Origin of the sequence: Anabaena sp. PCC 7108 (genome assembly GCF_000332135.1) — a bacterium.
Taxonomy (GTDB): domain Bacteria; phylum Cyanobacteriota; class Cyanobacteriia; order Cyanobacteriales; family Nostocaceae; genus Anabaena.
In genome coordinates this window covers 3,071,732-3,097,367 of sequence record NZ_KB235896.1, presented here as the reverse complement: position 1 = coordinate 3,097,367, position 25,636 = coordinate 3,071,732, and the positions used below count along the sequence as shown (strand labels likewise).

21 protein-coding genes are annotated in these 25,636 nt (G+C 39.5%); 11 read left to right on the top strand and 10 right to left on the bottom strand.

The genetic code is table 11. The features are described 5' to 3' along the window. Positions 1-424 precede the first annotated feature (424 nt). The 3 genes from ANA7108_RS0114630 to ANA7108_RS0114620 all read left to right on the top strand — a co-directional run bounded on the left by ANA7108_RS0114630 (position 425) and on the right by ANA7108_RS0114620 (position 4,942). The gene (locus ANA7108_RS0114630; protein WP_016951544.1) at positions 425-580 is read left to right on the top strand and encodes a hypothetical protein; all 156 of its coding nucleotides are present in this window, start codon (positions 425-427) and stop codon (positions 578-580) included. Between the two features lie 356 nt (positions 581-936). Next, on the top strand, positions 937-3,522 hold the full coding sequence (locus ANA7108_RS0114625) for an adenylate/guanylate cyclase domain-containing protein (RefSeq protein ID WP_016951543.1): 2,586 nt from the start codon (positions 937-939) through the stop codon (positions 3,520-3,522). A gap of 1,138 nt (positions 3,523-4,660) precedes the next feature. Then, positions 4,661-4,942, top strand: coding sequence for a hypothetical protein (locus tag ANA7108_RS0114620; protein WP_016951542.1), 282 nt, complete (start codon positions 4,661-4,663; stop codon positions 4,940-4,942). Between the two features lie 587 nt (positions 4,943-5,529). On the opposite strand, the gene ANA7108_RS0114615 is transcribed toward ANA7108_RS0114620, so the two are convergent. Beyond that, complete coding sequence (locus ANA7108_RS0114615) at positions 5,530-7,365, bottom strand: APC family permease (RefSeq protein WP_016951541.1); 1,836 nt, start codon at positions 7,363-7,365, stop codon at positions 5,530-5,532. A gap of 248 nt (positions 7,366-7,613) precedes the next feature. Beyond that, positions 7,614-8,882, bottom strand: a complete 1,269-nt coding sequence (gene sbcD, locus ANA7108_RS0114610; protein ID WP_016951540.1) for an exonuclease subunit SbcD — start codon at positions 8,880-8,882, stop codon at positions 7,614-7,616. A gap of 165 nt (positions 8,883-9,047) precedes the next feature. On the opposite strand from sbcD, the gene ANA7108_RS30950 reads away from it, so the two are divergent. The 3 genes from ANA7108_RS30950 (at position 9,048) to ANA7108_RS0114595 (ending at position 11,673) form a co-directional block, all read left to right on the top strand. Next, positions 9,048-10,580, top strand: a complete 1,533-nt coding sequence (locus ANA7108_RS30950) for a serine/threonine-protein kinase (protein ID WP_016951539.1) — start codon at positions 9,048-9,050, stop codon at positions 10,578-10,580. Positions 10,581-10,924: 344 nt separating this feature from the next. Then, positions 10,925-11,275, top strand: coding sequence for a hypothetical protein (locus ANA7108_RS0114600; RefSeq protein ID WP_016951538.1), 351 nt, complete (start codon positions 10,925-10,927; stop codon positions 11,273-11,275). Further along, positions 11,272-11,673 carry an HNH endonuclease gene (locus ANA7108_RS0114595; protein WP_016951537.1) on the top strand — a complete coding sequence of 134 codons (402 nt, stop codon included), beginning with the start codon at positions 11,272-11,274 and terminating at the stop codon, positions 11,671-11,673. Before ANA7108_RS0114600 ends, ANA7108_RS0114595 begins: the two co-directional genes overlap by 4 nt. Before the next feature lie 155 nt (positions 11,674-11,828). Here the strand turns inward: ANA7108_RS0114595 and cysH are convergent, their stop codons facing one another. The 4 genes from cysH to ANA7108_RS0114575 form a co-directional block, all read right to left on the bottom strand. Beyond that, complete coding sequence (gene cysH, locus ANA7108_RS0114590) at positions 11,829-12,533, bottom strand: phosphoadenosine phosphosulfate reductase (RefSeq protein WP_016951536.1); 705 nt, start codon at positions 12,531-12,533, stop codon at positions 11,829-11,831. A 619-nt stretch (positions 12,534-13,152) separates the two neighbouring features. Further along, positions 13,153-13,434 carry a hypothetical protein gene (locus ANA7108_RS0114585; RefSeq protein ID WP_016951535.1) on the bottom strand — a complete coding sequence of 94 codons (282 nt, stop codon included), beginning with the start codon at positions 13,432-13,434 and terminating at the stop codon, positions 13,153-13,155. A 38-nt stretch (positions 13,435-13,472) separates the two neighbouring features. Then, a complete protein-coding gene (locus tag ANA7108_RS0114580; RefSeq protein ID WP_016951534.1) occupies positions 13,473-14,519 on the bottom strand; it encodes an ABC transporter permease in 1,047 nt (348 codons plus the stop codon). Positions 14,520-14,563: 44 nt separating this feature from the next. Next, positions 14,564-15,082: an adenine phosphoribosyltransferase gene (locus ANA7108_RS0114575; RefSeq protein WP_016951533.1), complete on the bottom strand. Its 519-nt coding sequence runs from the start codon at positions 15,080-15,082 to the stop codon at positions 14,564-14,566. A 400-nt stretch (positions 15,083-15,482) separates the two neighbouring features. Here ANA7108_RS0114575 and ANA7108_RS0114570 point away from each other — a divergent pair, with 400 nt between their 5' ends. Both ANA7108_RS0114570 and ANA7108_RS0114565 read left to right on the top strand, forming a co-directional pair. After that, positions 15,483-16,109 carry a DUF3038 domain-containing protein gene (locus ANA7108_RS0114570; RefSeq protein ID WP_026104199.1) on the top strand — a complete coding sequence of 209 codons (627 nt, stop codon included), beginning with the start codon at positions 15,483-15,485 and terminating at the stop codon, positions 16,107-16,109. Next, positions 16,106-17,512, top strand: coding sequence for a DUF4335 domain-containing protein (locus ANA7108_RS0114565; RefSeq protein ID WP_016951531.1), 1,407 nt, complete (start codon positions 16,106-16,108; stop codon positions 17,510-17,512). Before ANA7108_RS0114570 ends, ANA7108_RS0114565 begins: the two co-directional genes overlap by 4 nt. A gap of 87 nt (positions 17,513-17,599) precedes the next feature. Here the strand turns inward: ANA7108_RS0114565 and ANA7108_RS0114560 are convergent, their stop codons facing one another. Next, a complete protein-coding gene (locus ANA7108_RS0114560; RefSeq protein ID WP_016951530.1) occupies positions 17,600-19,870 on the bottom strand; it encodes a transglycosylase domain-containing protein in 2,271 nt (756 codons plus the stop codon). 440 nt (positions 19,871-20,310) lie between these two features. On the opposite strand from ANA7108_RS0114560, the gene ANA7108_RS0114555 reads away from it, so the two are divergent. Further along, positions 20,311-20,817, top strand: a complete 507-nt coding sequence (locus ANA7108_RS0114555; protein WP_016951529.1) for a hypothetical protein — start codon at positions 20,311-20,313, stop codon at positions 20,815-20,817. A gap of 164 nt (positions 20,818-20,981) precedes the next feature. Here the strand turns inward: ANA7108_RS0114555 and lspA are convergent, their stop codons facing one another. From lspA to ANA7108_RS0114540, 3 genes are all read right to left on the bottom strand, one after another. After that, the gene (lspA, locus tag ANA7108_RS0114550; protein WP_016951528.1) at positions 20,982-21,458 is read right to left on the bottom strand and encodes a signal peptidase II; all 477 of its coding nucleotides are present in this window, start codon (positions 21,456-21,458) and stop codon (positions 20,982-20,984) included. Between the two features lie 60 nt (positions 21,459-21,518). Then, positions 21,519-22,106 carry a biotin transporter BioY gene (locus ANA7108_RS0114545; RefSeq protein ID WP_016951527.1) on the bottom strand — a complete coding sequence of 196 codons (588 nt, stop codon included), beginning with the start codon at positions 22,104-22,106 and terminating at the stop codon, positions 21,519-21,521. 197 nt (positions 22,107-22,303) lie between these two features. Next, positions 22,304-22,654: a four helix bundle protein gene (locus ANA7108_RS0114540; protein WP_026103962.1), complete on the bottom strand. Its 351-nt coding sequence runs from the start codon at positions 22,652-22,654 to the stop codon at positions 22,304-22,306. Positions 22,655-23,235: 581 nt separating this feature from the next. Here ANA7108_RS0114540 and pstS point away from each other — a divergent pair. Together pstS and pstC are read left to right on the top strand one after the other, a co-directional pair. Next, a complete protein-coding gene (gene pstS, locus ANA7108_RS0114535; RefSeq protein WP_016951526.1) occupies positions 23,236-24,420 on the top strand; it encodes a phosphate ABC transporter substrate-binding protein PstS in 1,185 nt (394 codons plus the stop codon). A 257-nt stretch (positions 24,421-24,677) separates the two neighbouring features. Beyond that, on the top strand, positions 24,678-25,628 hold the full coding sequence (gene pstC / locus ANA7108_RS0114530) for a phosphate ABC transporter permease subunit PstC (RefSeq protein WP_016951525.1): 951 nt from the start codon (positions 24,678-24,680) through the stop codon (positions 25,626-25,628). The last annotated feature ends 8 nt before the right edge of the window (positions 25,629-25,636 follow it).

The following is a 25,636-nucleotide window of genomic DNA, read 5'->3' as shown; positions in this document are numbered from 1 at the left end:
AACTACGAATTCCGTAATATTTAATTCTGTACTAAATCACTAGAAATAAGTTAAATTTTACACATTTATAACTCTAGTTCTGAACATTTCAGGACTTACGCAACTGGCACATTGGTAGGGTGCGTCAGACTGCATAAATCCTGCAAATAAACAGATTGTTGATATCTGACGCACCATACAACAGATTTTTAGTGTGACACGCAGCTTTAGTCCTACATTTATCAAAGCTGCGCTATGGCTTTCAATATGTATGAGTTTCTGTAATCTTGGTTTTTTGCAGCGCTTGATACTAATTTAGAATTATATATTAGTAATACTTATAATTAGACTATTTGATGTATTCGCAGTAATATAAACTGCTGCTCTTTCGCGGAATTACAATATCTACTAAAATCAAGATACTTCAGGAAATGGTATCTTAATTATGCCTAAACCTGAAATCTACGTGACATTTAGATTGACACAACCAGGGCAAGATTTACTCCAAGAGTATTGTGAACAAACTGGTAGAAATCAAACAAAAGTGTTGCGTGAATTGGTGCGGAGATTAAAACGGCAAATCAAAATAATAAATGAATAGGTTTAAAAGCCGCTTATATTCCTATATAATGATTGGTAAATCTTCCTGTCTTCATATCTAGGACTGACAACTATTAACTATAATGTGAATTCTCAATTGTTCAACTTATCTCTTTTACAGGATCACCCTGGTGGAATAAGGTAGAAGGCAGAAGATAAAAAAGCAAGTTTTATCAGCTTTTTAAACTTTTTGCACTAGATAGTTATTTCCGCCTTGCTTGACTAACTAAATAATCTCTTAATAGATGAGGTATACTTTCTAGCAACGATACTTAGATGCAAAACCTAACTTAAATTAAGTTTAATAGCACAATTGATCATTCCTTCATTCTAAATCCTACTATATCAAATACAATTATGTCAGTACACCAACCAAATGCTGAAGAGACCACGGATTTGACTATTGGTGTTAACAACCAAGAAACCTATGAGTTACAAATAGACTCTTCACCTGTCGTCAGTCTATCCAAAAGAAAAGGAACTATTTCTCAGTTCCTCGCTCCCCTGACTCAAGATAGTTTTAAACAAGTAGTTCAGGAAGTTGAGCATAAATTAAGGATTGTCAATGAAACCTTATCCATGTTGGATTACCAAGGTTTTGAAACAATCCTACAGGAAATGTTGCATTCAATTACCTTGAAAACAGGAGAATTATTAGGAGCCGACCGGACAACAATATTTTTATTAGATGAAGAAAACCAAGAACTCTGGTCTACTTTAGCTGAAGGTAAAGGTAAGCGTCTCTTAGAGATTAGGATTCCATCTAACAAGGGTATTGCAGGTGAAGTTGCTACTTTCAAGCGAGTCATCAATATTCCCTTTGATTTTTATAATGATGCCCGGTCAAAATTTGCTCAAGAGCAAGACACAAGAAATGGCTATCGCACTTATACAATGTTGGCTTTACCTCTATTAAATGAAGATGGAGGATTAGTCGCGGTAGTACAATTATTAAACAAATTAAAGTACCTCCACAATCCTGATGATCCCCTTGCAGATCGCATTGATAACAAAGGGTTTACTGAAGCCGATGAAAAATTGTTTCAAGATTTTGCCCCTTCCATTCGTCTGATTTTAGAATCATCTCGCTCTTTTTATATTGCTACTCAAAAACAAAGAGCAGCAGCAGCATTGATGAAGGCTATCAAGTCTCTGAGTCAAAGCAGTCTCGATTTAGAAGATACCCTGAAACGGGTAATGGATGAAGCGAAAGAACTCATGAATGCTGATCGCAGTACACTGTGGTTAATAGACCGGGATCACCATGAATTATGGACGAAAATTGATCAAGGTAATGGAGAACTCAAAGAATTACGAGTACCCATAGGTAAAGGCTTTGCTGGTATTGTTGCAGCCTCTGGTAAGAAGTTAAATATCCCCTTTGACTTGTATGAGCATCAAGACTCAGAAACTGCCCAAAAAATGGATCAGCAAAATGGCTATCGCACCTGTAGTTTACTGTGTATGCCAGTCTTTAATAGTGATAAAGAATTGATTGGCGTTACTCAATTAGTCAATAAAAAGAAAACAGGTGATTTTCTGGCTTATAATCCGGCTAATTGGCCTGTAGCTCCTGACTGCTTCCAAGCTAGTTTTGATCATAATGATGAAGAGTTCATGGAAGCTTTTAATATTCAGGCAGGTGTAGCATTGCAAAACGCTCAGTTGTTTGCCAAAATCAAACAGCAAGAACAAATGCAACGGGATATTCTCCGCAGTCTTTCTAATGGTGTCATTTCCTCAGATAAAGCTGGATATATTATCACTGCCAATGAAAGCGCTAAACGGTTGCTAGGATTTGATAATGACGAACGTTTAGAAGGCAAACTGGTTAGTGATGTTGTGCATATTAAAGAGGGCGATTTTAGTAAATGGTTTGCAGATGCCTTATACGCAGATCATTTAAAAACTAGTCAGCAATATTACCCAGATCGCACACTCCTGACGACCAGCCAAGAGCAGCATAGTATTAATTTATCACTCAACACCATTGCTGATGCCAGCGACGAAAATCAAGTCTGCGGCGCACTAGTAGTCATGGACGATATCAGTGATGAAAAGCGGCTCAAAAGCACTATGTACCGTTACATGACTCAGGAATTGGCAGAAGAACTGCTGAAATTAGATGATGCTAAACTAGGAGGCGATCGCAAAGAAGTTACGATTTTATTCTCAGATATTCGTGGCTACACTACCCTCACAGAAAATATGGAAGCTGAAGAAGTGGTGGGTATGCTCAATGAATATTTTGAATCAATGGTAGAAGCTGTCTTTAAGCATAAAGGTACTCTGGATAAATACATTGGTGATGCCATTATGGCTGTCTTTGGTTCACCCCTACCTTTAGAACAGCACGCTCGAATGGCTGTGCAAACATCTTTAGAAATGCGGACTCGCTTACAACAATTAAATATAGATCGTCTCGCAGCGAATAAAGCCCATATCAAAATTGGTATCGGCATTAATTCTGATACGGTGATTAGTGGCAATATCGGCTCTAGTAAGCGGATGGAATTTACCGCTATTGGTGATGGTGTGAATCTTGGTTCTCGATTAGAAAGCGTTAGTAAACAGTACGGTTGCGATATTATTATCAGCGACAATACATACCGACTCTGCCAAGAAGACGTTTGGGCTAGGGAACTCGATTACATTCGCGTTAAAGGGCGAAATGAACCTGTAGCTATCTATGAGTTAATAGGGTTACGTTCTGATGCCATCGATAATACCAAACTAGAAGTAATTGAGCATTATCATCAAGGGCGTGAGTATTATCTCAATCGTCAATTCATCCAAGCTCAAGCAGAATTTGTCAAAGCCTTATCTGCTGATAATAACGACAAAGCAGCTATGTTATACATAAGTCGTTGTCAGCATTGGTTACAATCACCCCCATCAGATGCTACTTGGGATGACGGTGTATGGACATTTAAAGAAAAATAAGCTTTAAGAAACGTAGATTTATAAAAACATCCGGTAAGCGTAAAACTCAGTGGCTTTAGTACTGAGATATGAAAGACACGAGGGATTTTAATCCCCGTGGCATTTGTGCTAAAATTGGGTTGTGAGTAAGAATAACTGTCTACGTGTTGAAGCATCCTAGTACGGAGAAATCCCGGCTCCCGTGAAACAACGGTTAGGCTTTAAGTCCTGACGACAGTATGACCAGAAAGAGCAATTAATGGCAGGTTGCGGAGCGTACCGCGAATTGGCTTAGTGATGGACTCTGAAAGCTTTGAAATTAGTCAAAGTAAGCGCAATTTCGACACCTTAATTGGTAGTTGCTTTGAGCGTTTAGGCGACGCTTGACGGTCGCAGCGAGAGTTTTACTCTGTCCGCAGAATCTCAGTATCTTTAGACCTGAGAGTGTCAATAATTTACAATTCTAGGACTTACGCATGGACAGAACACACCAAATATAGAGTTTGGGTTTCAGTTTCTGGTAGAGTGCGTCAGAGTCGATAATTTGGCACAATTAACAGATTTTCTACATCTGACGCACTTTAATAATATGTTGTCCTTACAGTCGGCAATAACCAATTATCGTTGATTCATATCATGTCCAGTTTGTATAGTGCGTAAGTCCTAAATTCTTTGTAGGTTGGGTGCAGCAACAATGTAACCCAACATGAGATTACTAAGTTAAGAATTGTACTTTATTTAGGGCTTGCTGAATAAATGCAAAACCCAGATAAATCAAAGGTTTGGGGCTGAACAAGAGGAAACAAAGTGCAAGATTTTTGAAGGTTAGACCTGAAAAACTGTGCATTTTGGGGCTAAGAAATCCAAAAATTTGGGGATGACAGATAGCTGAAACTGTTCCCTGTTCCCTGTTCCCTGTTCCCTGCCTCAACGGAAAGACTTTCTCAGCAAGCCCTATTTAATTCACATTCATAAGAGCTAGATTTAAGTTAGGGAGAGTCTGTAAACTCCATAGCACCAAGGCTTAGACCCGGATTTCTCTGAGCATTAACCCCCTCAAACTTGCAGTTTAAAAACCCAACTTGCCAAAAAAGTGTCATACTGAACAGTATCACAAGACTGTGTTTATCCAAGTGGCACGTTTAAACGTGTATAACCAATGCAAGCTACTTCAAGTTCAGTTCTAGAGTTTGAGCAATTGTTTAGACAAAAATTGAAACTAAATAATTGCAGGCTCATCAAGAAAAGGCAAGAGAATAATTATGAAATTACTACTCCAGCCAAAGACGTTTTTTTGATGACTTGGTGCGAATTTCCAGAAATTAACTTGGTGTATCAAAATGTAGGTATACGCACGGCTCAGACTGTTGTTTATGAGCGAGCTATCCGCTCCCACATTAATTCCTGCGTAACTAGTATCAAAAATACTCCTAATATTTGACAACATCTTTGGTAAATTCATAAATTTTTAACAACCTCTGTGGGTTTAAGTCTCCCACTTCTAAAACAAGCAGCTTTAACTTCTTCTAAAATAAGAGGTTGAAGTGTAGATTACTTCTCCTTAGGGTTAGAAAAAAACCCAAAATTTTGGTGAATTTACTGGGTTTCACTACCCTAAGGGACTTCTAAATAAAAAATACCCCATCGCTTTTAGGTAAATAGGGTTTGCTTAATAAATCTCAAAACATTACAGGTAAACAGTTTTAGATATTTTGATTTTCAAAAAGTGCAAGATTTTATGACGTGGGAACTCGAAAACCTTGCATTTAAGGTTGATGCAAAGGAAAATTCGCTCCCATCCAACTCTTGAAACTGTTCCCTGTTCCCTGTTAAGAGTTCCCTAGTCTCCACAGATAACTTTTTCAGCAACCCCTAAATAAGCAGGGGTTATGTTTGTAGTAAAAGTTATTGTGATTGTGTGAAATTGGATAATTTATATTTTTTTGGATTTCCTTAAACGGGAAGTTACCTTCGGTGCTTACATTCTACCCAAACTATAATTTTCCTAACACCAATTCGGTGTCTGAATTAAAGATAATATCTGACAGTGGTGACAACTCGACTTTTTTTAGCTCGGAGAGAACTTTTGAGAAATAAAGTTGTTTGGTTGTGTAGAATACTATCCCACCAATTGCGCGTCACAAAAGCGGGAATAATAATAGTAGTAAAAACCTCTGGATGACGTTCCTCAAATTGACTGACAAAATCAACAATTGGGTCAATGACAGAACGGTAAGGAGAATCGATAATTTCTAACACAATATCTGACTCAAGACTCTGCCATTTTTCCTGCAGTTTGTCCCGGTCTGTTGCACCCATATCTACATGAACGGCTACAATTTCATCAGCAATAGTCCGAGCATAGTCTAAAGCTTCTACCGTTCCTCGGTTAAGTTGTCCAACTACAACTACAGCAGGATGAGTGATTACCGCTGGTTTCGGTCTAGGGATGTAACTACGGGGGGCTATGCCCTCAATACTGAGACGTTGAGCTACATATTCATAGTGGCGATGAATAGCTGAAAATAGACTCACTACAACTGGAATTGCTACCACCACTAACCAAGCTCCTAAAATGAACTTAGTGGAAATAATGACTAACAAAACGACAAATGTAGCGATCGCACCTAAACCATTCATGATCGCGCTTGCACGCCAATTCCCGTTATGTTCTTGAAACCAGTGACGTACCATTCCCGCTTGGGAAAGGGTAAAGGAAGTAAATACACCAACTGCATAAAGAGGAATGACAGCGTTAACTTGTCCTTTAAAGATAATCACCAAAATCCCGGCACAGACGCTCAGGAGGACAATACCATTAGAATAAACCAAGCGATCGCCTAACAAAGACAACTGACGCGGTAAAAATCCATCTCGTGCCAAAAAGTAACACAGTCTGGGGAAATCTGCATAGCTAGTATTAGCCGCTAACATCAGCACCAACAGCGTCACAATTTGGACAAAATAGTAAACAGGGCCTGTTCCTAAAATCTGCCTACCCAGCTGAGAAACTACGGTTTGTTCTGCTTCGGGAATAATATGATAAATGTTGACTAAATACGTAATACCAACAAACATTAGCCCCAGAATTACGCCCAAATAGAGCAATGTCAGACGAGCGTTTTTCCATTCTGGTGCTTTAAAAGCTAACACCCCATCAGATATTGCTTCTACTCCTGTTAATGCCGTACATCCGGCGGAGAAAGCCCGTAAAATGAAAAACAAACTCAGTCCTTCTGTCACAGGAATTGGCGGATATTGTGCAGACACCTGTCCAGTTGCTTGTTTAAATAAACCCATGCCAATTAATACAAAAATACTGGCAATAAAGGCATAGGTAGGAACCATAAATATCTTACCTGATTCCTTCACACCCCGGAGATTTGCCAGCATTAGCAAAAAGATGAACATCAAACACAGAATCACTGTATGAGATTGCAGCGATGGAATTGCTGATGTTAAGGCTGCTGTACCCGCAGATATACTGACAGTCACAGTTAGAATATAGTCAATCATCAGCGAACCACCTGCGACTAAACCTGGATACAAACCCAGGTTTTCTCTAGCGACAATGTAAGAACCACCACCTAGAGGATAAGCACGAATGGTTTGACGATAGGAAAGTACAACTATTCCCAGTAAGGCAATAATAGCGATAGAAATAGGTAGAGACAAACCCAGCGCACCACTTCCAGCTGCTACTAAAACCAACAAAATCTCTTCTGTTGCATATGCCACAGAAGACAAAGCATCAGAGGAAAGAACCGCTAAAGCTGCGGCGTTACTCAATCTTTCTTCACTATGAGCGCTGGTTGGTAAGGATTTACCAAGAAAAAATTGCTTAACCTGAGGGTAGAAGGACATAGAAAGTCCACCTGACAAATGTTTATATTTTTACTCAGTTGAGAATTAACTCAAACCCAAGTTTAGGAAGTATAGCAATTTTGGCAGATTGCTAACACATTAACCGTTAAATTTCTACAGCACAATCAAACCAAAGAGTGTGTAGAAAGGGAAACAAAGCTAATACTTTATACCAACGATAATTATTTACGCCTACTGACTTATCCCTAATTATAAATCTTGTTAGAAGTCTTGAACCCAACCGAAGATTACTCAACACTCAGCACTGTTTTGGTCATACTTTCTAACCAAATTTCTCCATCATTTCCTAATAAATTTTGTGCTGCCTCTAGCATAGATGCAGCGATGTCTTTCAGGTCTTCCCGATTATCCAAATAAGTTTTTAGCGCGTCCATTGGGTCAATGCTGCTACTAGCGCTTAATTCAGGAATGCGGGGTTTAGCTAACTGACTAACTAACTCAGGTTGAATTGTATATGTATGCGCTGCACCTAAAGCACTATGGACAGAAGAGTTATCAATTAAATCCAATTGTTCAGAACGCAGTTTGTAAATTAACCTGACTACAGCATCTTGAATATTATATTTAGCGATCGCTTTCAACAAAACCGCTTGCGGATCATCAGCCTTAGATAAATCTACCTCAATCGTGCGGAATACTCTTACAGGTAAGGGGCAAAATTCCCAATTTACTTTCCCCCGTTCCAATTCCACCATCACATAACCTTTATCTTCTTTCTCTTCACTAAAGTCCACCCGTTCAATACTTCCAGGATAAATCACCGGCGGGTCATTAGATTTGTTTAAATTTTGGTGTTTATGAACATGACCCAAAGCCACATAATCGAAACAAGGACGTGTCAACAAAGATAATGGTAAAGTAAAACCTTTACCTACAGCCAACAAACGTTCCGCCCCTAAAGTCGCATTATCAGCCATCAAATGTGCCAAAAGCACCGTTGGTACATCCGGGTCAAGTCTGCGAATTTCTCCTTCTAAAACCACTTGTAACCGATCTGTTAACAGTTGATTAACATCCGCCATAGACAAACCCGCAGTTTCTTGACGAGTCATCAGAGTGGAACGAGTTAACCAAGGGAGAGTAATTATTTGTACCTTCCCGTTACGGGTTTGGATGCTGTGAGTAGTCAAAGTATCACCCACCACAAACCCCCGTACACCTAAAGTCCGGTAAATATTTAAACTTGCGCCACCCACTCCTTGGGAATGTTGGTCATGATTACCCACCAACAGCACCGTAGGAATATCAGCATCAACAAGGCGACGAAATTGACTAGCAAAAGCTTCTTGTACGTAAGGCGCTGGTGTAGCATCAGGAAAAGCATCACCGCCAAATATCACCATATCTACTGATTCTGTTAAGGCTCGGTCAATACATAAAGATAAAGTCTTGACAAAATCCTCCAATCGTGTATTTAATCCTGTTGCCGAATTGATGCGTCCGTGGGAGAAACCGCTTCCCATGTGGATATCGGAAAGGTGGAGTATTTTAATCATGTTGGTGAATCTGAGTTTTTATTAACGAATTACTCCAGACACAGAGAGAAGATGTTTAAATTTTTATCTGTGTTTATCTGTGTTTATCTGCGTTTATCTGCGTTCGATTATTTGAGGACGGTGGTTTTTGGTTGGAAAGTGACTGGGATTTTTAACTAGTTGGATATGTTACAATTACGGACATATTTAAGCATACATTTTTCTATGTTACAACCAGGAAAGCCATTAAAACAACGTCCGCAATATGTAATAGAAGAAGAAATTGGTGCTGGGGGTTTTGGTGTTACTTATAAAGCTATACATCAAGATTTAAATTTTCCCGTTGTTATTAAAACTCCTAATAGTCGTTTGTTTAGAGATGCTAATTATCCTAAATATGTAGAAGCTTTCCGCAAGGAAGGAAGAACATTAGCTAAAATGACTCAAAATCATCATCCCCATATTGTCAGAATTATCGACTTTTTTGAAGAGGATGATTTACCATGTTTGGTGATGGATTTTGTCAAGGGCGAAAATTTATATCACTTGGTGCAAGATAAGGGTATTTTATCAGAATCTATTGCCATTGATTATATTAAACAAATTGCTGACGCTTTATCTCTTTGTCATCAAAATGGCATTATTCACCGAGACGCACATCCTGGAAATATGATTTTAAAAGAAAATAGCAATACTGTAGTTTTAATAGATTTTGGTTTAGCGGGAAATGTGAATAGTCAAAGTATTAACCAAGCTGCTAATTTAGCTTTTGCACCTTGGGAACAAATGCTAGAAACGGAAAAATATGCAACCATAGATGTTTATACTTTAGCTGCTTCATTGTTTTATTTAGTGACTGGAGATACTCCCACTGCATCTTTAGCGAGGAAGATGTTAAATAATGATTTAATAGAACCTAAACAATTAAATTCAAGAATTAGTGATAAATTAAATCAAACGATTGTTAAAGGTTTGGAATTAGAACCTATAAACCGTCCGCAAAGTATGCGGGAGTTTCGGGATATGTTGGGTTTGGTAAATAAACCTGTACCTATTTCTACACCTCAACCACAACCAAGACAAAAGCAAAATATCGCCACACCTCCACCTGTAAACACTGTTCGTTTACCACAACCACAAAATTCTTCTTCTTTCTTATCTAAGATAAAGGAAATTTTCATTCCTCAAAGTTTCACACCTCAGCCTGTAAACCAAGAGGTAGAATTAAAATCAGATCTAGGAATGGACTACAGAAAACTGCAAAACTACCTCAAAGCTGGAAAATGGAAAGAAGCGGATAAGGAAACAAGAAAGGTAATGTTAGCGGTTGCGAAACGGGAAAAGGAAGGTTGGTTAGATATTAATAGTATTGATAATTTTCCCTATGCAGACCTCCGCACCATTGACCAGTTGTGGGTAAAATACAGTCATGGTAAATTTGGTTTTTCTGTGCAGAAACGAATTTATCAAGGTTATGGTGGAACGAGAGAATTTAACAGCGAAATCTTGACGAAGTTCTTAAACAAGGTAGGATGGAGAAAAGGAGGAAGCTTGTTGGACTACAGTGATATTACTTTGGATATACAAGCACCAGAAGGCCACCTCCCAATTGGGAATGTGGTGAGAGGGATAGGAAGAGATTTGAAGTATACCAATACCTTGTTTGTGTGGGCAGATTGGAAAGTGGCGGGATCTCTTCTCTCGCGTCAAGACTTGTAGATTGTAGTATTTAAGGGTTACAGAAAATTATTAAGTCTGAATCAGGATATCCAGGATTTAAGAAGGATTTACAGGATTTTATTTTGTAGTTAAATCTCCCCGACTTCTGACATAATTAATTATATGAATGAGAAGATTAATCAAAGAAGTTATGAATCTAAATTTTGATAACTGAAATTTTTTCTCTGTGTCCTCTGTGTCTCTGTGGTTCGTTAAAAAAAAACATCAAAAATAACTGAACGCAGATAAACGCAGATAAAGATAAACAACATCCTGTAAATCCTAAAATCCTGTAAATCCTAATTTAGACAATAATAAAATAAAAGAGTTTGGAAAAATATACCATGCCCAAAATTACCCTAGACATATCAGAAGAATTATCTCAACAAATAGCACAAATAGGGATAGATAACTTACCAGAACTACTTGCTTTGAGTCTTCAACAACCCCTTATACTAACAACAATTTACAAGTATATTCTTAATTTTCTTGCGAGTAACCCCACACCTGAACAAATAGCAGAATTTAAACCCACACCAGAAATGCAAGATAGGTTAAGTACCTTACTCGCACGCAGTCAAGCAGGTACACTCACACCCACAGAGTCAAAAGAACTCGATGAGTATGAACGTATTGAACACTTAATTGTCATGATTAAAGCTGGTAATTTATCTTATTTAAGTAATAACCTGTGAGTATATCCTATATTCCGGCTGCACTTCGCAGGTTAGTAGAAGAACGTGCAGAACGTCAATGTGAATATTGTTTACTACCTGCACAAGTCGCATTTTTTCACCATGAAATTGACCATATTATTGCAGAAAAGCATGGGGGTGAAACTAATGCTGATAATTTAGCTCTCACTTGTTGGCGTTGTAACCGATATAAAGGTAGTGATTTAGGTTCATTTGACCCAGAAACAGGAAATTTTAGCTTTTTATTTAACCCACGTAACCAGGAATGGAAATCACATTTTATGTTTTCAGAAGTGGTTTTAGTTGGTTTAACTCCTGAAGGAAGAACAACAGTTAAATTATTGCAAATGAATAACGAAGATAGACTAACTGAACGAAAAAAATTAAGGTCAAAATAGCAATGATTTTATAATTTGTAGTAGTGTGTAACCACAATTAAACAACATCCTGTAAATCCTTAAATCCTGCACATCCTGATTCAGACAAATTAAATAAAATACATAAATTTAAGGTGCGTTACGCTGTCGCTAACACACCCTACTTTGACTAATGACTAAATGTGAATTCCACATTCAGTTTTTTCACTTCCCCGCCAACGTCCAGCGCGTTCGTCTTCACCGTCAGCCACTTTAGTGGTAATAGGTTCATCACCAATACTGGGATAACCTTGGTCATGAAGAGGATTGTAAATTACTCCATGTTCAGCTACATAAGCCCAACTGTCTTTGCGTGTCCAAGCAGCAATTGGATTTACTTTTAGTCTGCCCAGATTATCTAATTCAAATATGGGCATATTCGCACGGGTTACAGCTTGGTCACGACGACGACCTGTAATCCAAGCTGTAGTTTTCAGTTCGTCTAATCCCCGTAACAGTGGTTCAATTTTTGTAATGTTGTGGAATTGAGCAATATCTTTATCCCACAGTGCTTCACCAAACTTAGCAGCAAAGGCTTCACGGGTGTCTACATCTGGAGTTTTATAAGTTTGCAAATCTAGGTTATAGATTTCTTTAGCTTTGGCTACAAGTTCCAAGGTTTGAGGGAAGTGGTAGAGGGTATCGAGAAAGATGACAGGAACTGGATGTTTGAGTTCAGTATAGAGAATATGAGTAATTACCAAGTCATCTACGTTAAATGCGCTAGTTTGCACCAGTCCTGTGGGGACGTTCTCGATAGACCAAGCAAGGATTTGTTTGGGGGTAGCGGTTTCAAATTGCTGATTTAATCGATCTAAGTCAAAAGCTGTGGAAACTGTCATGAGAAAAATTTTTTTACCTTTATGAAACTTTATTTTATCTTATCAAGGTACATATTCTGCTCAGAAAGTAGGTAATTATTATGTACGGGTCTTACTACAACCTAGACCAAGGTCTGTTACTTAATGCAGGTGTATAGAAATTACGCACTGTACAAATTAACCATAGTATGATTCACCAAAATCGGTCGTTTCGAGCTTTGATCCACAATTATTTGGATCTTAAATAGACCAGTATTTTAGGGGGTTAGCAATGCTAAACCCCTACGGAATATCTGGTTTTTAGATAAAACACATTTCACCTTAATTGTCAATGAGTAAATCCTAGTATAAATTAACTGTGAGCGAAAATTAATCATATACTAAGAAAGTTTAAGCGATTTTAAGTTTTACCTGGATTTGCAAAGCTATTTATATTGATAATGCTATTCTTAACCTAAGCTTTAAAACACAAGGATTTTACTAGAAATGAATAATACAAAACTACCAAATAGCTTGGGTCAATCTATAGTTATGGGTATTTTAATCATTTTAACTAGTGCTGGCATAATCACAATTATGAGCATTTTTTAATAGTGGAGATTACCCTCACAAAATGTAGGAGTTTTAGATGCTGAATTCTTTAAATGTTTTCCAAAAACTCCACATTTGGTAACAAAGTATCTTTGACAATTCCCACACCAGAAAAACCCCAACGTTTCAGCAAGTTTTTTATCTGTGTTCCAGGAAGAGACTCTACAGCAAAGCGGTTTGCTAATTCTCCTGCATGAGTATTTAGATAACTCAGGGCATCAAAATTTTCTTTAAACAGTAATAGATAAACTGAAGCGTCAGGTTTGGGATGTGCGGTGAGATAACGTCCATTGGTTTGCGATCGCACAATATAATAATTTTCAGAAAGCATAGGTAATTGCTAATTGGTAAGTTTCCTATTCTCAAAGATTAATTCAAGTCTTCTAATTTAATTCGTGGATCTGCTGCTTTTAACATTAAATCAGCAATTAGATTCCCAATAATCAACAACACTGCACTCATCACCAAACTGGCCATGACTAAATATTGGTCTTTAGCTAAAACAGCTTGTAAAGTCAATTTTCCTAAACCTGGCCAATTAAAGAAATTTTCGGTAATAAATGCACCGCTTAATAAACTTGCTAATTCAAAACCCAATAAAGTAATTAAGGGGTTGATAGCATTACGCAAAGCATGAACATATATCACCCGATTTTCTGGAAGTCCTTTAGCACGGGCAGTTTGGATATAATCTTGACGCAATACATCCAGTAATTGACCGCGCATAATCCGTTGCAACCCGGCAAAACTGGTAATACTCAGGGCAATTAACGGTAAAATCATGTGCCAAGCAGTATCTAATATCTTACCCAGCCATGTCAGTTCAGTGTGATCGATACTAGTCATGTTACCCACCGGAAACAGTGGGGTAGTTACTTGGGCGAAGAATAATAAAAATAAGGCCGTAATAAAACTCGGAAACCCTTGTCCCGCATAGCTAATTACCTGCAAAACCTTATCAGTCCTGCGATTTTGCTTGACAGCAGCGAGAATACCCAAAGGAATAGCGATCGCCCATGTTGTAATTAAAGAAGCGATCGCTAACAACAAAGTCGCTGGTACTCTTTCCAGCAACAGCGACCCTACTGAGCGCTGATAAACAAAACTTGTCCCAAAATCACCCTTAGTCAAAATTCGCCTCAACCACAGGTAAAATTGCTCAGGCCAAGACTTATCTAAACCAAATTGTCGGCGTATTTCCTCAATCCGTTCCGGGGAAATCTTCGGGTTTTGTCGCAGTGTATCTACGTAATCACCCGGTGACAACTTCATAATAAAGAACGACAAAGCCGACGCTAAAAAAATCGTCAACAGCGCCTGTAGCAACCGTTTGATCACATAAATAAAAGTTTCATTTGTGATTAGCTTAATTAGCCAATCTCGACCTGTATCCAGTGAAATTTTGATAGAAGTCATAATTTGCCAATTGTCGTCATTTCTTGAAAACCAATGACCAATGACTAATATTCAACCACAGATATGATTGGTACATCTGGCAGATGTTTTCGCCCTTGTAAATCCCGTAACTCGATGATAAACCCAAACCCCACAAGTTCGCAGCCAATTTTTTGTAGCAACTTTGCTGTAGCGCTTGCAGTCCCACCCGTAGCAATCAGATCATCGACAATCAAAACTTTACTACCTGGATGTATTGCATCCTGATGTACTTCCAAACTATCTGTACCATACTCTAGTTCATACTCAATTCTGTGAACTGCTGCTGGTAACTTTCCTTTTTTACGCACGGGAATAAAACCAGCACCTAATTGATAAGCCAGAGGGGCAGCAAAAATGAACCCACGAGATTCCATCCCCACGACACAATCAGCCTTGAGGTCGGATTCAAGGCATTTTTGTGTTAAAAAATCAATGGTGTAGCGTAAACCATCTGGATCACGCAATAAGGTGGTAATATCCCGAAATAAAATTCCCGGCTTAGGAAAATCTGGTATGTCACGAATCAGAGACTTTAAATCCATATTTGTGCAGTTGTTAGTTGTCAGGGAACAGGCAATGGAGAAAAAATATATTTCTTGTCTGACTAGTTGTTTCTAGCCTTTAGTCGCCAATTTCAGATACCTGAAAAATCGTACACTATAATGTCATACGCTGGAGACGAGGAATTCTGTTTCGTAAGCCATTGACGATAACTGAGAATTTAAACCAAGCTAGAGATATATCTCTACTACTAACAAAAGGTAGGTCAACTGATGCGCTAAAACTTTCATTACAGTATACGGAAACCTTTGAGTAACAAGAGTAAGTATTGTATATATTGGGCTGCTCATGCCATCACCACAAGCCTAAGTTATGGTTTAGCCATATATCTTAAATTTTGTTCGACTCAGTTTATTGGAATAGTACAAGGTATTTTATAGAATGAATGTCTCCGCAAGTTTAACGCCGTTCAATAGTCCAACTCCTGAAGCCATGCCGATGATTCTGGATACTTTACCAGATCCGGCGATCGCTCCCAAGGGATGTCCTCGCCGAACTACGTTACAAATAGACCTGATGTTACTGGCAATAGAAGCTTTAGAATTAGGGGGTTCTGAAGCTATCTTGTCTTTTGCCCAAGAGTTAGACCTCAAAGGAATTATTAAAGATCGAGTCAACTTATGGCGAATGCGTAGCTCTAACCCCCTACGACGAGCGCATATCCGCAGACCATTAGACATTCTGGAAGCAAAAGCACTAGTAGTCATCACTTGCTACATAGCACGGCGCTTAACAGTTGTCATCCGCCAGCTACTGATGATATATCAGCAATTGTCCGAAAAGCAGATTCCACTAGAACAAAATTTGCGGTTAGCTAATTACCTAGAGCGGTTTAAAGCGCATTTCAAAAGCCGGATGAATGCCAGACGTTCTATTTCACTGACATTAAACTCTGATGAAAAATTAGATGAATTGGCTATAGATTTATTAGGAAAATTACTATTCTGCACCGGTACAGCTGGAATGCAGCGTTTCTGGATTTCTCTTTTTGACGGTGAAGTGGAATGAATATTCAACGTAAGTACAGTTTACCTAATTGCACGCTGCTCTTAGAAGGGTTAAGTGATGTCACATTATCTGCCCAATTTCAAGAACTCCGCCCAGAACTATCTATATTGGTAAATGCGGAATGCTATTTATCTAGTTATACTCAGCCCATAGCCGGAGGGCGGGAATTTTTTGAAAGTTTGGTGAGGGCTGTAAGTGCCTATGCTCAAGAAGTTTTAAGTAACGTATCCAACCCCCAAGCCCACAACCATGAGTCGGAGCTAGTGGAGTTGCAAAAAATTGACAACAACCGACATAGATTGATTGTAAATTCAGAAATTGACACAGAGGGTTTTGACTCTAACTCTAATAATGGTAAACACCCATCTATTCAAATAGATTTGAATACTGTGCAATTGTTTGATTTAGTGGAGGCAGTAGATCAGTTTTTTGCTGATACTCAAACATTACCAGAGTTATCACTAGAACTGCAACCAGTAACTAGACGCTATGGTGGTGCTAGTCAAGTCTTGCTCAAGCAAGCAGTACCCGCGACTGTGGGAGTATCAAGTTTGGCTATTGCGGCGATCGCTTTTAGCTTAATTCCTCCTCCTCAAGTACGTCCACCAGAACCGAAGCCAGAGGAACAGTCCAGCGCGACAACACCCACAGCCACCCCTACACCTGAAGCCTCAGCATCACCTACACCTGAAGCCTCACCCACACCGATAATTAGAGATTTAGAAGCACTTCTGAGTTCAGTACCAGAAATTACTGACCCCTCCCAACTACGTGCATTAAATCGCCAAGTTTATAATCAAATTCATCCAGTTTGGAATAATCGTTCTGAAATCAAAGAAGATTTGATCTTTCGTTTAGGTGTGGCTGCCGATGGTAGTATTATCGGTTATAAAGCTGTCAACAAAGCTTCAAATAACGCAGTCCAAAAAACACCACTGCCAAATCTACTTTACAATCCTGCTAACCGCCGCATCACTAACGAACGTATTGCTCAATTTCGAGTAGTCTTTAATAAACAAGGTGTTTTAGAAGTCAGTCCTTGGCTGGGATACACTAAAAAACCGGAAGTAATCGGCAAAAAAATCACTGACTCCCAAAAAATCAAAGACCTAAACCAAAAGCTCTATGGAATGATCCGCCAAAATTGGAGTGTAACACCTACATTTACCTCAGATTTGAAATATCGGGTGGCGGTTAACAAAGATGGTGTCATTGCTGACTATGAACCACTCAACCAAGTAGCCTTTGACTATTTTCGGGAAACACCCCTACCACAGATGTTCCAGTCAGTTTACGGCTCAAATGTGGCTGCTCCCAACAATAAAGAAGCTCTTGGTCACTTCCAAGTGGTATTTAAGCCTAACGGCACACTAGAAGTTACCCCTTGGGAAGGATACAGGTAATAATTCGTAATTCGTAATAATGCCTACGGCACGCTACGCGAACGTAATTCGTAATTCGTAATTTATCTGCAATTATGAATTCTGAATTTATTTGGTGATTTTACCCATATAATTTCCCCATAACTGGGCGGCTTGAGCGCTACTACCAGATGTGGGGGAATTATTGTCATTTCCTAGCCAAATACCAGTTACAAGCTGACGACTGGGAATAAAACCAATAAACCACAAGTCAACGTTTTTATCCGTTGTCCCGGTTTTGCCCCCTTCACCCAGTCCAAGGGCTGCACTGCGACCAGTACCCCTGGTAACTACCCCACGCATTAAATCAATCATCTCATTAGCAACTTCTGTTTTCAGAACTCGCTTATTACCATTTGGATCTTGGTCGAAGGAGTAGATAACACGGCAAGTTTTTAAATCCTGACGATCTTGACAATCACTGCTGTCTAGAATTCGACTAATAGCATGGGGAGGATTCCACACTCCACGATTACCAATAGCTCCAAAAGCACCAGTCATTTCTAAAACATTGACTACACTTTGACCCAATACCAAGCCAGGAACGGGGTCAAGTGAAGATTTAACCCCCAAACGCTGCGCCATATCTACTACTTTATTCAACCCAATTTCTCTAGCAACCCGCAGAGCGATGGGGTTTTCTGAAAGAGCCAAACCAGTCGCTATATCTAAACTACCACCAGCACCAGCACGGCAAGGTCTGTAGGTAAATCCTTGCCAAGTTAAAGGAGCGCAAGAATAACTCCTTGATGGTGATATCCCCTGTTCAATGGCAGCGGTGTAAGCAAAAATCTTGAAAGTGGAACCTGGTTGTCTTTTAGCTTGAACAGCACGATTAAATTGGCTTTTTCTGTAATCAGTTCCCCCTACCATTGCCAATATACCTCCCGTTTTGGAGTCGAGAGTTACCATTCCCCCTTGAGAAAAACGAAAACTTGAACCAGCACTACTGACTGAATTCCGCAGGGCAGTTTCGGCTTGTGCTTGAATTTTTGGGTCAAGTTGGGTTTCGATGATATAGTTACCCTCTCTTGCGGCTCCTTCTCCCAAAATCGTTTCTAGTTCTTGAAAAACATAACTGTAAAAGTAAGGGGCAATAGTATTAGCTTGTCGTTCACAGACTTTAGGGCTGACTTGGACAGTAGAGCGTCTAGCTCGGTTAGCTTCTTCTGTGGAAATTTTCCCCATTTCTAGTAGTCGCTTAATCACGCGATTACGGTAATCAGCTGCCCCTAGTTTCTTCGGACCATCCCCACAAAAATCAAAGGCATTGGGAGCAGGTAAAATTCCGACTAAAGTTGCTGCTTCTGAGAGAGTTAATTCTTTAGCTGACTTTTCAAAGTAATATTTAGCTGCATCTTCAAAACCGGAAGTATCTGCCCCCAAAAATACACGATTTAAGTAAGTCAGCAAAATATCATCTTTGCTGTAAAAAGTTTCTAGTTTTAGGGCAACTACTGCTTCCCGCAATTTCCGCTCTAATGAATCTTGTCTACCTACATAATCGCGGAATAAACTACGGGCAACCTGCTGAGTAACTGTACTAGCCCCTTGTTGAACATCACCGCTACGACTATTAATCAGTACGGCTCGCAATACCCCTAAAGGATCTACCCCAAAGTGCCAATAATAACGACTATCCTCGGAAGCTACCACAGCAGCTGCTAAATAAGGCCCAAAATCTGATAACTTTTTCAGGTCTACGTGAGCAATATTTCTAGGTTCACGGAGTGGAGTGGAACCATCACGGGCGTAAACAACTACCGGGGCGCGAGTAGCTGTTGGTAGGGGGCTAACGGAAAATTTCAGCCACTCAACACCAATGACTAAAGCAAATAAGGCACTGACACCACCAATACCATATATCCCCCACGTTGCAGCTTTTACATACCAGGCTGGAGGATCGACGTATTGCAACCGCACGGAAGCGGCTAGTTCTGGTGGACCTAAGGTAAAAGTATCTCCGTGACGAAGTTCTAGAGAAGTGACTCGCCGCTTGCCAATATAAATCCCATTGGTGGAATTTTCATCTTTGATGGTGAAAATTGGAGTCCTTTGGCTAGAATCCCGTGACAGTGATAGGTGAATTTGACTGACAACGGGGTTGCGGACAACGATATCAGCAGATTTGGAACTACGACCTAGAATATAGCGATCGCCCAACAGCGGATATATTTCCGCTTTATCTGCCCCCGCATCCTGCACCCAGAGTTCTGGTACTTTAGCATTGGGCTTGAGCGCTAGTTTAGAAAAATCAACCCTAGCTTGAATAGTATTTACGGCTTGTGTCAGTTGACCAAGAAAGGTTTGTGGCTTTTGAGGCGGTTGCGGGGAACTCATCGGCTATATCACATCACACGCTGTTAGTGAATAATCGGGCGAATCGTAATTTTAATGCTAGTCTGTCACCATTTTACTCACAAGCTATAAATAAATTGACTGTACGGAATTTTGTTAGTTTAATCTAACACCTATTTTCTGTTTAGCAAACAAAAATATTTGGTGATTTTTCCTACTAGTTTACGAACGGAAAAATTTCTATCTTTATTACTGAATGCCTATTCTAGCTCAAAAAACTATCTCTACAAGGACAATTACTTTATTTCCCTTTGTATTCCTAGAAACTAATCTTCAATGAACTAAATGTTTAAATTTAACTGCCGCTGAATCCATCTACCACTTCTTAAGTAATTTTACATCTTCCTTTAGAGAGATTTTTGCTAATTAATAGTTTGATTTAATTGGCGAAGTGTTCCGTTGACCTTGAGGTGAATTTCCGAATGAAGGGAAAATTTCTGACTCTGATTGGTACAGCCCTGACATTGGTGCTGACTACAAATGTTGCTATGGCTGAGTCCAGTCAATCCCCTGTAGCCGAAGAATCTAGTAGTTCATCTACTAATTCACCAACGGAAATCAAAATGTCACCACTAGGGATGAAAATTCTGTGCGAACGGTTTCCTCTCAATTCCCGTTGTCCCGGTGGTACACCACTTAATTCTTCCATTCCCACTAGCACAGCAGAACCAGCAACAACTCCTGCTGAAAGCACTACTAGTCCTGAAAGCACAGCAGAACCAGCAACAACTCCTGCTGAAAGTGGTACATTACCAGCAATTCCCACTGCTCCTGATTCTGGTAATTCTACTAACTTAACTCCAGCACCAGGAAGTATGATTTTACCAAAATCAGATACACCCAATAGTAGTACGGAACCGGATGCAAGTTCACCTATGCAAGTTCCTAGTAATGAGATATTAAAAGCTCCTTCTCAGGGTACTTTATAGGTAATATTCAGTTGGTGCATTGAAATTTAATAAATAAAGCTTTCATTTATTTGGTAGCCTGGGGATGCTTAACCTCCAGGTTTCTTTGTTTATATAGCAACAGATAGGGTGGTTAGAACATCAACACCCTAACGATAAATATTCACGCCCACCTACTTATCTCATTATCGGAATCTGTTACTTGAGGTAGATGTTTGTTGCAAAGAAGCAATTAAAAGGCAAACAATACCAATACTAATAAAAGAATCTGCCATATTAAACACAGCAAAGTTAATCAGGCGAAAATCTATAAAATCAACCACATATCCTAAATAAAATCTATCAATTCCATTACCTATAGCTCCACCTAAAATCAAGCCATACCCCAATTGATCCCAAAAACTTAACATAGGTCCAAATGATGCAATAGCTATCAATACTAGACTTACGCCTAACGAGAGCCATCGCAACCACTCTACTTTTCCACTCAATAAACTAAAGGCTGCACCTGTATTAGTAACATAAGTAAAATGAAATATACCTGGGATTAATGGTAGTGTTTGTCCGAAAGAAAAAGTTTTCACTACCCATAACTTTGTCAATTGATCTAGAAAAAAAGCTAAAAAGGCAGCAATCCAAAACAAGTAATTTTTTAAACGCATGATGAATTAATCATTAATTATTAGTCATTAGTCACTAGTCATTGACTACTGAACTAATAACTAGTAAAACATTATATGTCGTAGCACATAGGCTACTATGGTGACAGCACAAACTACAACTAGTTGACCTGGCAGTGAACACCAAGAGTATTTCAGGATTGCTTCCATTAAAGGCAGATTATCTGCAACTTTCCAGGGAAAAAGATAGCTAATCATTAAATAAGCAATACCGCAAATGTGGACTGTTAACAATCCACAAAAACAACTAAAAGCCAGCATTTCTAAGCGAGGTCTAGCTTTAAAGGCAAAATAGCCACAAATCCAAGCTCCGGGAATAAAGCCTAGTAAATAGCCAAACTGAGATAGTTTAACATAACCAATACCGCCTCCTTCAGCAAATACAGGTAACAAAGTTAATCCCATCACTAAATAAGCAATCTGAGAAAGCGCACCAGCACTTTTACCTCCTAAACAACCTACTAGCAGCACGGCTCCTATTTGATAGCTAACACCTAAAGACAGGGTTTTAATTCCTTGCTGACCCCAACTCCAAGGAAAATTAGTTCCATAGGCTTCTAGGAACGTGCCACCCATTGTTAGGAGTAAGCCAATCATAGACCAGAGTAATTGATTGGAAGCAGCAAACATTTATTCAGACAACAGGGAAAAGGCCAAAGGGAAAGCTAACAGCAACCAGTATAGGCCAATGGTCAGAAGATGAGATCCAGCTAAAACACATAATATTCGGATTACCATAACTGTGCTGGGAGCGATGCGATTTTGTGAGGTGAGGCAGGAGGCAGAGGGCAGGAGGCAGGAGGCAGGAGGCAAGAGATAGAAGAGTTTTAAGACTTAATCTTTTGAATGCTTGATACTAAAATTCCTTGAAACCTATCGACTTCTTCCAAAACAGGAGTAAATAGTTCAGGCGATGCTAATCCGACTTCCTTAGAAATAATCAATTGAGTATCAAGTTCTCGAAGCGAACCTAAAGCAATGTGTAAAAATTGAATATATTCGTTCTGCGTCCGTCTTCCATAACCTTCAGCTATATTTGATGGCACGGAAACTGCCGAGCGTCTAATCTGGCTAGTTAATCCGTAAAGTTCAGATTTTGGGAATTTTTCGGTAAGTCGGTAGCAGTTAATGGCAAGCTTGACACCACGCTGCCAAATAAATTGTTCTCTGTAACTCATGACGCAAAAAGTTTGAAGTAGGAAGTTGGGAGAAATTACATCATTATACACCTCCTGCCCCCTGCCTCCTGCCTCCTGCCTTGAACGCAGAATTTTCACAAAATCGCGTTGCTCCCACTGTGCTTATGTAAAAAAAGCAATCATTCTATGGGGCAAGGTGAGGCAAATTCGTTTTGATTCCAAGATCGTAAAACTCAGACACAAAAAGATTTTTGGCGTTGCTGAATAAGGGGATGATTGAGGCTGACGCGGGGACGCGGAGACACTCCAGACGCGGTGATTATATATTGACGCAGTTTCTCAAATCATCCCGCAATTATGCAACGCCAGATTTTTAATCCTATTCCCTGCTATGTGTGATTGATTTTTGGTCAAATTAGTCTCTGTAACTTAATGAGTAGCCCATAAGAAATACTTAGATACTGCGTATATTTTTGATAAAATTTTAGACAAAATCCTTCCTTTAATCAATACTATAGCCAAGAGATTTTTTAGATTATTAACCTACTGTTAACCTTGATTTGAATCATTTAGCGGTATCTTAGAGGCGCTCATCTGGAAGTTTACAGATATTTACAGCAATGGTATTACATCTAAATCTAAATCTAGTAAAAAATAATCGACTGACATCTTCAGTAACCATATTAGCGCTAACAATAGGTTTAGCAGCTTGTGGCGGACAGTCAAGCCCAGACAACACAGCTACAAATGAAACTCCAGGGACTACTCAAAACACGACTGCCTCCAGTCCAGCAAAATTGGATCTTGGTGGAAATGTTACCTTAACTGGTGCTGGCGCATCTTTTCCAGCACCACTTTATCAAACTTGGTCTACTGAGTTGAACAAAAAATATCCCAATTTGCAAGTAAACTATCAGTCGGTAGGTAGCGGGGCTGGGGTTGAGCAATTTATCAAAGGGACTGTAGATTTTGGTGCTAGTGATGTGGCGATGAAAGATGAAGAAATCGCTAAAGTACCAGAAGATAGAGGTGTGATTTTACTGCCTGTAACTGCTGGTAGCATCGTCCTAGCTTATAATCTCCCAGATGTTCCCGATCTCAAGCTACCACGAGCAGTTTATACTGATATTCTCCTGGGTAAAATCAAGTCATGGGATGACCCAGCAATTGCTAAAGCTAACCCGGAAGCAAAGCTGCCTAAGCAACCAATCACGGTTGTATATCGTGCAGATGGAAGTGGTACTACAGGTGTATTTACAAAACATCTAAGTGCTATCAGTCCAGAGTGGAAAACTAAAGTTGGTGAAGGTAAAAGTGTAAAATGGCCTGTGGGAGTTGGTGGTAAGGGTAATGAAGGTGTTACTGCCCAAATCCTGCAAACTCAAGGGTCAATTGGTTACACAGAATACGGCTACGCCAAACAAAGTAATCTTAAGTTTGCTGCATTGGAAAACAAAAGTGGCAAGATTGTTCAAGCTACTGAGGAATCAGCATCTAAAACTCTAGAAGCTGTAACTCTACCAGAAAATCTCCGTGCTTTCATTTCCGATCCAGAAGGTGCAGATTCTTATCCTATTGTTACCTACAGTTGGATTCTGGCTTATAAAAAATATCCAGATGCCGCCAAAGCCAAAGCAATGGAAGCTACCATTGAGTATGCATTGACTGATGGTCAAAAGCTGGCTGCTGAATTAGGTTATGTTCCTCTACCTGCAAATGTTGTTGCTAAGGTGGCTTCAGCGGCTGATCAAATTAGTCCTGAGTATAAAATTGCTGTCGGTAGTGCTACTAGTGCAAGTAAGTAGTGTTGCTGCTATCCAATCTGGAGATAGCTGAAGAAATTCTGTCTGGGGTTGAAGATTCAACCAATAAAGACAGCAGATCAATTTGTGTTTTCATTAGATGATCTTGCTACACTTGCAAGCTTTGCTGCAAATTGACTAATCAGTTGGGAACCCTGATTAACTGGTCTGTCAGATGCAAAAAGTAAAAGATCCTCAATTTTAAATAAGTCTGGTTCCCGCTCACATTCTTTCTGATTTTATTTTTAGAGTCAGTATTCATGACTACAAATTTCCAGAATTTGTCATCAACAGTTAAACAGCGCTCAGAACTAGATAAATCCCTGGATATGGGCTTTATTTGGGTGACGAGAGTTTTTGCCCTAGCGATCGCTGTTACTCTGATATGGATTACCTTACAAGTGGCTATTGGCGCTTGGCCTGCTATCCAAAAATTTGGTTTCGGTTTTTTAGTTAAAAGCAGTTGGAACCCGGTTAATGATGAGTATGGGGTTCTCCCAGCCGTTTATGGAACAATAGTCAGTTCTTTTATTGGCTTGTTGTTAGCTGTACCCATTGGTGTTGGCACTGCGATTTTATTAAGTGAGAACTTTTTGCCTTCTCAGGTACGACTAGTACTAGTATTTTTGGTAGAACTACTGGCAGCTATTCCCAGCGTTGTCTACGGAGTCTGGGGAATTTTTGTCTTGGTTCCCATCTTAAATAACTTGGGAAAATGGCTACATAGTTATCTTGGCTGGCTACCAATTTTTAGCTCTGTACCCACTGGACCGGGAATGTTACCAGCAGGTGTGATCTTAGCGATTATGACTTTGCCAATCATCACTGCTATATCCCGCGATGCTTTAATTTCTCTTCCCCCTAGCTTACGCCAAGCAGCCATCGGACTAGGCGCAACTCGTTGGGAGACAATTACTCAAGTGCTGATTCCTGCGGCTTTCTCTGGCATTGTCAGTGCCATCATGTTAGCACTCGGTCGGGCAATGGGTGAAACAATGGCTGTAACCATGTTGATAGGTAATTCTAACAACATTAATATCTCTTTGTTAGCACCATCTAATACCATTTCGTCTCTATTGGCGAATCAATTTTCGGAAGCTAGTGGTTTGCAAGTTGCAGCTTTAATGTACGCAGCTTTGGTTCTGTTTTTCTTAACACTAGTAGTTAATATTTTGGCAGAGTATATTGTTCTCCGAGTTAAGCGACTGTAGTTGTGGGT